Origin of the sequence: uncultured Porphyromonas sp. (genome assembly GCF_934359325.1) — a bacterium.
GTDB lineage: Bacteria > Bacteroidota > Bacteroidia > Bacteroidales > Porphyromonadaceae > Porphyromonas_A.
Map to the genome: position 1 here is coordinate 1 of NZ_CAKRLH010000053.1, position 9,521 is coordinate 9,521.

Consider the following 9,521-nt stretch of genomic DNA (forward strand, 5'->3'; position numbering starts at 1 on the left):
GGGTCGTGCTCATCCTTACCGGCGGGGAAATTGATCTCCGGGCGGATGATGTGGTAGAGGGACATAGGATTGCCCTCGGACTCCTTGCGAGCCTCCTCGGTGTCGAGGACGTCGTAGGGACGTGAGCTGACCTTGGTGACCAGATCCTTGGGAGGGCGCCAGCCCTTAAATGGTTTTACTGTAGCCATTATTATGGGGATAGTAGTGGTTACTTATTGACTTGGAACTTTACCTCTCCTTCGCTAAAGAGGGCAACGATCTGATGGGCAGCGGCGAGACCGGCATTGATATTGGCCTCGACGGTCTGAGCACCCATCTTCTTGGGGGTGGAGAAGTAGCGATCTCCCAGCTTCTCACGATACTCTGCATCCATGTCGGGCATGATATCGGTGAGATACTTGAGGTCCTCGCGCTCCTGCATGAGCTTGAGAAGTCCCGCCTCGTCGATGATCTCCTTGCGTGCAGCATTGAGGAGGACACCGCCCTTGGGCATGTTCTTCACGAGGTCATAATTGATGGATCCCTTGGTCTCCGGTGTGGCGGGGAGGTGCAGGGAGACGATGTCACAGGTCTTGTAGAGGTCCTCCACGTTGGTGAAGTTGGTGACATCCTCGTACTCCTTGGGGGAGCGCTCCTTGCCCTGCTCGAAGAAAGGCTCGAAGCAGTAGATCTCCATACCGAAGCCGCGTGCAATACGTGCGGCGCAGCGGGCGGTGTGGCCGAAGGCGTGGAAGCCGATCTTCTTACCCATCAGCTCGCTTCCGGACTTGCCATTGAAGCGGTTGCGTGATGCGAAGACGAGCAGACCGAAGACGAGCTCACCGACAGCATTGGAGTTCTGTCCGGGAGTGTTCTCTACGATCACGCCCTTCTCCTTGGCGTACTGGGTGTCGATGGAGTCGTATCCGGCACCGGCGCGGACGATCACCTCCAGCTCCTTGGCGGCGTCGATCACCTCCTTGGTGATCTTGTCGCTGCGGACGATGAGGGCGTTGGCGTCAGCGACAGCCTTCAGCAGCTCATCCTGGCTCTGATACTTCTCCAGCACCTCCAGCTGGTAGCCGGCATCCTCCACGATCTTGCGGATCTGTGGCACTGCGGCGGAGTTGAAGGGCTTCTCAGTAGCTACTAATACTTTCTTAGTCATTGTGATATCAGGCTATCGTGAGTTAGAGGATCTCCTTCTCAAAGTCCTGCATGCACTTGACGAGTGCCTCTACGCTGTAGAGGGGGAGTGCGTTGTAGAGAGAGCAGCGGCAACCACCGATGGAGCGGTGACCCTTGATGCCCTCCATGCCTCTCTTCTTGGCGAAGTCGAAGAACTCAGCCTCCTTGTCCTTGTACTCATCAGCGAGGACGAAGTCTACATTCATCAGAGAGCGATCCTCCTTCCTGGCTACGCCGCGGAAGACCTTAGAGCGGTCGATCTCGTCATAGAGCACCTTGGCTCTCTCCTTAGCTCTCTTCTCGAGCTCATCGAGACCGCCGATCTCCTTGAACCACTTGAGGGTCTGCTGCATGACGTAGATCTGGAAGACAGGAGGAGTATTGTAGGAGTCGGGGTGATCGACGTGGGTCTGGTAGTCGAGGATCTTCGGGATGGCACGACCGGTCTTGCCGAGGGCATCCTTACGTACGATCACGAAGGTGACACCGGCGGGGGCGATGTTCTTCTGAGCGCCGCCGTAGATGCAGATGTACTTGGAGAAGTCGATGTGACGGGTGAAGATGTCAGAGGACATATCGGCGATCAGTGGCACACCCACCTCAGGATCCTCACGCAGCTCTGTACCGTAGATGGTATTATTGGTGGTGAAGTGGAGGTAGTCGTACTCGTCGGGTGAGAGCTTCGGGAGCTCGGGGTAGAAGGTGTAATTGTCATCACGACTGCTGGCGATTACGTCGACGTCGCCTACGACCTTAGCCTCCTCGATGGCCTTGTGAGCCCAGTTGCCGGTATCGACATAGGCAGCCTTCTTCTTGAGGAAATTGACTGCGTGAGCATAAAACTGCAGGCTGGCACCTCCTCCGAGGAAGAAGACCGTGTGTGTATCAGGGATCTCGAGCACCTCCTTGAAGAGTGCTGTGGTCTCAGCGAGCGTGTCTTGGAAGGTCTTGCTACGGTGGGAGATCTCGATCACGGAGAGATCTGTGCCGTTGTAGTTGAGCACCGCACGAGCGGCCTCCTTGATCACACCCTCATCCAGGATACAGGGTCCTGCAGTGAAATTGTGCTTTTTCATGACGATTGTAAAGATGTTTTGAAAAGTGATTGAATGTTGTTCTTGTTACTCTTGTGGTCCAAAGATATGTATTATTTTTGAAGTTAACACAGATTTGTGGGTTTTTTTCTCCATACTTACCATCTCTGTACAGGGGGACAGTTTTTGATCCTTAATGGGTATGTGTCAGAACTGGAAGTAGATAAAGGGCTGGACGCCGGCGCTCCGGAACTGTGTGAGGATCACCAGCACGGCTGCAAAGAGCAGCGTCTGCACCCAGAGGGGTGCACGCATCACGCTCCCCTGGATCGCCAGCCGCCACCTGTCCGGGAAGAAGTGGAGTCCGAAGCCGATGACGATGAGTGCCGTCACCATCCGATACCCTGCGAAGAACTGTGGGATCACCTCGGGGTGGAACTCCTCCGTGATCATCGTCAGCATGTCCCATACACCATCAATCGACCCCATACGGAAGAAGATCCAGGTGAAGCAGACGAAGTGGAAGGTGATGATCACGGAGACGACCCGCCAGATCGGGCTCATCTCGGCACCGGTGCGACCCAGTCGTGGGAAGAGGCTGAGGAAGAACTTGTGTATCGCAAGTGCCACTCCGTGCATGGCTCCCCAGAGGACGAAGCGGATATTAGCTCCGTGCCACAGCCCTCCGAGGAGCATCGTGATGAGGAGATTGATGTAGGTCCTTACTTTCCCCTTCCGATTACCTCCCAGAGAAATGTAGACGTAGTCTCTCAGCCAGGAGGATAGGGAGATGTGCCAGCGCCGCCAAAACTCGGTGATCGTGGCTGACTTGTAGGGGAAGTCAAAGTTGGTATTGAAGTGGTACCCCATCCATAGCGCCAGTCCGATGGCGATGTCGGAGTATCCGGAGAAGTCGCAGTAGATCTGTAGCGCATAGCCGTAGACTCCCATCAGGTTTTCAAACCCACTGTAGAGCAGTGGCTGATCGAAGACTCGGTCGACGAAGTTGAGCGAGATGTAGTCGGAGATCACCCCCTTCTTGAGCAGTCCGCAGAGGATCAAGAAGAGTCCCCGCCCGAAGTCCTCACGGCTCACCCGGGGGATCCGGTGGATCTGAGGGATGAAGTCGACCGCCCGGACGATCGGACCGGCTACCAGCTGTGGGAAGAAGGAGATGTAAAAGAGGTAGTCGATCCATCGCTTCAGGGGATCTATCTTTCCCCGATAGATGTCGATCACGTAGCTCAGGGACTGGAAGGTGAAGAATGAGATCCCCACCGGGAGGAAGATGTCGAAGTGCCGCCCCTCCGGACTTGCTCCAAAGAGCGGGGCAAAGGAGTCGTAGAGGAAATTGGTGTACTTGAAGTAGCAGAGCAGCCCGAGGTCGAGGAGTAGGCTGAGGATGAGCCAGCCCTTCTTCCCCGATCTGCTCTGGCACCGTGCTATCTGTCGTCCGATGATGAAGTCGGTCGTGGCTAAGAGGATTAGGAGGACGAAGTAGACTCCGCTGGAGAGGTAATAGAAGTAGAGGGAGAAGAGCACCACCCAGATGGTCCTCGGGAGGTGGTGTCGCCGGAGCAGGTAGAATACCGGGACAAAGAGGAGGAAGAGGACCAAGAAGAGCCCGCTATTGAAGAGTAGGGGCGAGCTCGGGTCGTAGGTCAGTAGCTCTGTGATTTGTTGCCACATGGGATGCGTTAGTTGGTCATTGCGCGAGAGCCGAGGTAGCGCTTGTAGTCCTTGGCGAGCGCATCGGCTATGGAGTTTCCGAGAGCCTTGTATCCCTCAGTGGTTAGGTGGATCCGGTCACTGCGGAGCAGCCCATCGGATACCAGTCTGTCGGCTCCGCTCTCTCCGCCGAAGATCTCGAATGTATCTATGTATCCAACACCGAGCGCCTTTGCCTCCTCTGTGATGGCGCGGGAGACCTGCTTGACGTTGGGATTGGGAGCGGTGCGACCCCGACGACGTGAGACGTAGCTCATAAGGGGAGTGGATAGGACGATCCGCACCTCAGGGCAGTTTCTCCTCAGTTGATCGACAAGGCATCTGACCGATGACCTTACTGCCGACGAACTGACTCGTCCCATGGCATCATTGGTCCCGAGAGAGATGATGATCAGATCCGGCTTTAGCTTCGATACGGATCCGGTGAAGTGATCCTTTAGGTAGGTCTGATAGGTGGCACCGTTGTGTCCCAGGGTGTGTACGGTCACCCCCGGAGTTCGACTCTCCAGGCTTGCTCCATAAAATGTCGCCCGTGAGGGGATTACCAGCTTAGTGGAGGTGACGCTGCTCTTCAGATCAAGCGTGTCCGTCTCGAAGAAGCTTGAAGTGAGGAGGGAGAAGGGTCTGCGTGGGGTGTCTGCCCAGTCCCCTGCGAGAGAAAAGGCTCGGTCGTTGTGTCCGTGGAGGACCACCACCCGATCAAATCGGATGCCCTCGCTTGAGGAGAGCGTCACCTCCTGAGGGCGGGAGGTGGTCGACCTTACTTCTATCCCTGTGGGACCTTCTCCGGCATAGGATCTGCGGGTGATCTGATCGGTAGCATAGCCACCTCGCCGTCCCTCCAGCCTTAGATGGCGAGGCTCATTGGTCCCCAGTAGACGGTAGGGGGCAATCAGACCGGGTCCCGACAGGCCAAACTGTCGTCCGAAGTACTCCCGGATCGGCATCGTGAAGAACCCCGCCTGTACGTGCGAGTCACCTAAGTGGAGCACGATCACGTGATCGCTCCCGCCCGGGGTCGAGCAGCGCTGCCATACAGGATCGAGGTAACCGCTGGGGGCTACTATCCTGACCGCACGCTCCTGTCGGTAGAGATCGTGCTGGGACTCCTGCTGAGCCTCGAGCGTAGTCCCCGTGCTGATCATCAGTAGGGTCAGCAGCTGCAGCCTGAGTGAGTGGAATGGGGAATGTCTCCGCATGACCTTAGATGGAGTCCTTCTCTGCCGTGCTCTCCGGAGCTGTGGAGGTCTTATCCTGCTCCAGCGTGTCATCTGAGGCCTTCGGCTGCTTCTCCATCACTGCTTGAGTCGGGAGGAGTGATTCCTCGAGGGGAGTCTCAGCCACCTGTCCGGTCAGCTGGTCGATGGGGCTCTCCACCAAGTCCTGCACGAGCCGCTTGGAGAGCTCCCGACCACCGGCAGAGCTGAGGTGAGTGTAGTCCTTTGCCGCCCATCCCTTGGAGACGAAGCTTCGGATCCCGCCCATCGATCTTATGGTGCCATAGGTATTGAAGAAAAGGGCATGGTACCTCTTCGCCAGTCGCTCCTGTACCTCCACCATCCTTGGGACGCCGGGAAGCGTATAGACCTCGCCGTCGTACATCTGCCCTCTGTCGGAGATCGAGAGGATCAGGAAGATCGCCTCCGGGTAGATCTCGTGGAGACGGGAGAGTACTCGATCCATCCCCTTATAATAGTAGCCATAGTCGTTGTGGAGATCCTTCGGGCTCACCACATTGAGTCCATAAGCCAGCACGATCAGGTGGTAGGGTCGGATACTGTGGAGATCACTTGAGAGGGTAGGGGAGACCGATCCCAGCTGCAGACCCGATGAGCCCCTCAGGCTCATATTATCTACTCGCACACCCTTGTCTCCGTCCATGCAGACCCCGTAGAGCCTGGTCCCCTCTGACTGTGGGAGACCAAGGCGAAGCGAAGAGACCTGTCCTCCCATCTTCACGCTACGCAGGTTGTCTCCCGTCGGGGGAAGGGAGACCTCTGTCGGTGTGCCGCCATTCACGGTAGCACTGAGCAGTAGGCTGTCCTCTGATGAGTAAAGGAGTGTCGCCCGATCGACCGGACGTTTATTCTCGTAGCTGACCTCGGCCTCCCCGACCGCCTGCTGGTAGGAACCAGTGATCAGGAAGTGGCTGCCCCGCGGGTGCTTGAGGGCATTATCATCCACCCACGACCCCGAGAAGCGGTGCTTGATCGTCTGTCGGAAGCGTGCCGTGACGGAGGTGAGTGGCACATAGCCGACTCCTCCGCCTCCGTAGCGTGCCTGGAGAGCTTCGCGGAAGTGCTCCACTAAGATATCTCCCTCGATAAAGGAGTCGCCGAGGAATGCCACATTGACCGGCTCCTCTTCCGCCGCTGCGAGGATCTCCCTCAGTCGGGTGAGCGCCGTCCCTCCCGAGTAGTCGGTCAGTCCGATCGGGATCAGTCCGGCAGCGGTTCGCTTCACGACACTGTCTACTTGCAGTGTGTCGGTTGCCTCCTCCGTCGCCTCACTCTCGAGACGCTCGAGGCTATCGCGCCGCATCGCCTCGGCCAGCAGAGGATCCTCGGGTGGCGTATCGACCCCCTGAGCCACCTCTCCTCCCGGTGTGGGGAAGAGGTCACTCAGAGGGTTGAATACCTTGACCCCAAGGGAGGGGAATAGCTCTCTCAGGGTAAAAGTTACCCCAAAGGCAAGTCCTGACGCAGCGAGGAGGAGAAGTACGGACTTGAGTATCTGATGATCTCCTCTACTCATCTATTATAAGTCACTTCTCTTCCTGAGGATGACCGGACTGAGTCTTCAGGTAAGCCTGATACTCCGGGCTGGCAGCACCACGCCCCTCCTTTACCTCCTTATTCAGCACGGCACGCATGTAGTAGTAGGCAACGACACCTGAGATCAAGCTCCCGAGGAGGATACCGAGCTTGGCGTCATTGAGATACTCGACACCAATGGCACCGAGCGATGCGGGATAGGCAAGGGTCGCTACAAAGAGAGATACGGTAAAGCCGATACCGGCAAACATCCCTATGCCAAGCAGGTTTCGCTTTGTCATGCCCGGAGGGAAGCTGACCACGCCGAGCTTGGTGAAGAGCCAGGTGAAGAGGAAGATCCCGAGCGGCTTACCGACCACCAGACCCAGCATCACCGCGAAGGGTACTCCGCCGGCAAAGTCACTCAGCGGCACATCTCCGAGTGCGATACCGGCATTGGAGAAGGCAAAGAGCGGCAGCACGACATAATTCACGAAGGGGCTGATGTTGACATTCATCCGCTGCACCGGGCTGACCACCTTGGATGAGGTGTTGCGCAGCTGCGTGAGTGTGTCGAGCTGTGAGGCAGACATGTAGACTCTATTCTTGCTGTGCTCCACAGGATAGGTGTCGAAGTGCTGCCTAGCCACATTGATCTGGTCCATCAGATCCTTCGGTACACCCATCGGGACGTAAGGCACGCAGAAGGCGAGCAGTACGCCGGCGATCGTCGTGTGGATGCCCCCGTGGAGGAAGCAGAGCCAGACGAAGAAGAACATCAGATAGTAAAACCACTGCTGGTACACTCCCCTCTGACCACAGAAGCGGGTGAAGATCAGCAGGGCTGCAGCGATCAGCAGCGGGAAGAGAGCCAGTCCCTCAGAGTAGAAGATCGCAATGACAAGGATCCCGCCGATATCGTCCACGACGGCCAGCGCCATCAGGAATACCTTCAGCGTCGTAGGTACACGACTGCCCAGCAGTCCGAGAGCCGCAAGAGAGAAGGCAATATCGGTAGACATCGGGATGGCGGCACCTCTCAGTACAGTGGGATTGCCGCTCTCCACGAGAGCGAAGCAGGCGACCGGTATCACCATACCGCCGATGGCAGCCAGGACCGGCAGGTTTGCTGTCTTGAAGTCCGACAGGGACCCGCCCACCATCTCATGCTTGATCTCCAGACCTACGGAGAAGAAGAAGAAACACATCAGGGCGTCGTTGATGAACTCGCCCAGGTTCATCGTCCTCCCGTGGTGGCTAAAGACCTGCCAGTCTCCTATCTGAAGATTGATCGGAGTCTCAAGCAGCGAGAAGTAATAACTGCTCCAGGGGGAGTTGGCTAAGATGAGTGACAGCACAGTGGCTCCAAATAGGTACACAGCGGGATTGACCCCCTTGAGGAAGCCGAGCATCGACTTGCCATCGCTTCGCCTGTAGGAAGTGCTATTTGACATGACGTTCCTGATTAGAGTGTGTCTTGATGTTACTTATTGACCTTTACCTGATGGGTCGGAGGGAGCAGCCTGTTGCGCTCCTCTACCGCTCCGATCATCTGCTCTGCCACGTGACGGAAAGCAAGCCCCGACACCGTCTCTCGTAGGGCGACCGGCTTCCCCTCATCACCTCCCTCGCGTACGCTCTGTACGAGAGGGATCTGTCCCAGCAGCGTACTCCCGGTGATCTCTGCTAGAGCCTCTCCGCCCCCCTCGCCGAAGATCCGGTACTTGTGATCCGGCAGCTCGGCGGGGGTAAACCACGACATATTCTCCACCACGCCGAGGATCGGCACCGAGACCTGATCCAAGCGGAAGAGATTGATCGCCTTGATCGCATCGTCCGTTGCCACGCTCTGAGGAGTAGTCACGATGATCGCCCCAGTGATGGGAAGTGTCTGGACCAGTGTTAGCTGTATGTCCGACGTGCCGGGAGGGAGGTCAAGGAGGAGATAGTCCAGCTCGCCCCAGTTTCCCTCACGGATCAGCTGACCGAGGGCATTGGATGCCATGGATCCGCGCCAGGCGAGTGCCTGATCCGAGTCGACAAAGTGTCCGATGGAGAGAGCCTTGACCCCATACGCCTCTGCCGGGTGGATCAGCTCCTTGCCGTCCACCTCGTCGAGCCACGGTCTGTACTCCTGTACACCGAGCATACGGGGGATCGAGGGACCGAAGATGTCTGCGTCCAGCAGTCCCACCCTGTATCCGAGTGCGGCGAGAGAGACTGCGAGATTGGTCGTGACGGTGCTCTTCCCGACGCCACCCTTGCCGGAGGCGATGGCGATGATATTCTTTACCCCCTGTAGTGGCGGCTCCTCATCGGCTGTGGGAGTCGGCTCAGGGAATAGGGGAGTGATCTCCACCTCGAGGTCGGGTGAGATCTCTCGCTTCAGCGCCGCCTCCGCTGCCCTCAGGACACTCTTGTGGAAGGGATCCCGACTTTTCTTGAAGCGGATGGAGAGGGAGACCTTGCCCTCCTCGATCCTGATATTGTCCTCCACCATCCCGGAGGTGACGATGTCCGAATCCTCACCGGGGTATCGGACGCTCTTGAGTGCATCCCGGATCAGTGCCGGGTATAGTGTGATGTATGGCATCTGTAGTCTGTCTGATTACTCTTCTTCTCCTCGGCTCCCCTTATCCACCAGCTCTGACCGTCTGGATCTGCCGTAGCTCCTGTAGCTGTCCGGCTCGATCTCCACCTCCGGCTCGACAGGCTCGTCGGGCAGGCGGTCCAGGAGCAGCCGGAGGTACTTGATCGAGATCCCTCGGGCGATCCACTGCTGCTCGTAGTAGGTCTGTATCGTCCGGAGAGGGGAGTCCGGCGTGGCCTCCTCGCCGAC

At 57.5% G+C, this 9,521-nt stretch carries 8 protein-coding genes and 1 pseudogene; all 9 read right to left on the minus strand.

Annotated elements, in window-relative coordinates; all coding sequences use genetic code 11:
- The coding region (locus Q0F21_RS03355) for a DUF1015 family protein (protein WP_297237405.1) at positions 1 to 188 on the minus strand (188 nt) is incomplete at its 3' end.
- Between the two features lie 20 nt (positions 189 to 208).
- Positions 209 to 1,147, minus strand: a complete 939-nt coding sequence (locus Q0F21_RS03360; RefSeq protein ID WP_297237407.1) for an NAD(P)-dependent oxidoreductase — start codon at positions 1,145 to 1,147, stop codon at positions 209 to 211.
- A 22-nt stretch (positions 1,148 to 1,169) separates the two neighbouring features.
- Positions 1,170 to 2,243, minus strand: a complete 1,074-nt coding sequence (serC, locus tag Q0F21_RS03365) for a 3-phosphoserine/phosphohydroxythreonine transaminase (protein WP_018107301.1) — start codon at positions 2,241 to 2,243, stop codon at positions 1,170 to 1,172.
- Positions 2,244 to 2,408: 165 nt separating this feature from the next.
- Positions 2,409 to 3,890, minus strand: a complete 1,482-nt coding sequence (locus tag Q0F21_RS03370; protein WP_297237408.1) for an MBOAT family O-acyltransferase — start codon at positions 3,888 to 3,890, stop codon at positions 2,409 to 2,411.
- 8 nt (positions 3,891 to 3,898) lie between these two features.
- Positions 3,899 to 5,128 (minus strand): GDSL-type esterase/lipase family protein, encoded by a 1,230-nt coding sequence (locus Q0F21_RS03375; protein ID WP_297237410.1) that lies wholly within the window; start codon positions 5,126 to 5,128, stop codon positions 3,899 to 3,901.
- Positions 5,129 to 5,132: 4 nt separating this feature from the next.
- Positions 5,133 to 6,683 carry a hypothetical protein gene (locus Q0F21_RS03380; protein WP_297237412.1) on the minus strand — a complete coding sequence of 517 codons (1,551 nt, stop codon included), beginning with the start codon at positions 6,681 to 6,683 and terminating at the stop codon, positions 5,133 to 5,135.
- Between the two features lie 10 nt (positions 6,684 to 6,693).
- Positions 6,694 to 8,136 carry a Na+/H+ antiporter NhaA gene (gene nhaA / locus Q0F21_RS03385; RefSeq protein ID WP_297237414.1) on the minus strand — a complete coding sequence of 481 codons (1,443 nt, stop codon included), beginning with the start codon at positions 8,134 to 8,136 and terminating at the stop codon, positions 6,694 to 6,696.
- Between the two features lie 29 nt (positions 8,137 to 8,165).
- Entirely contained in the window at positions 8,166 to 9,275 is a 1,110-nt protein-coding gene (locus Q0F21_RS03390; protein ID WP_297237416.1) for an Mrp/NBP35 family ATP-binding protein, read from the minus strand.
- Between the two features lie 15 nt (positions 9,276 to 9,290).
- Positions 9,291 to 9,521: pseudogene (locus tag Q0F21_RS03395) on the minus strand (tRNA (guanosine(46)-N7)-methyltransferase TrmB); the annotation flags it as partial.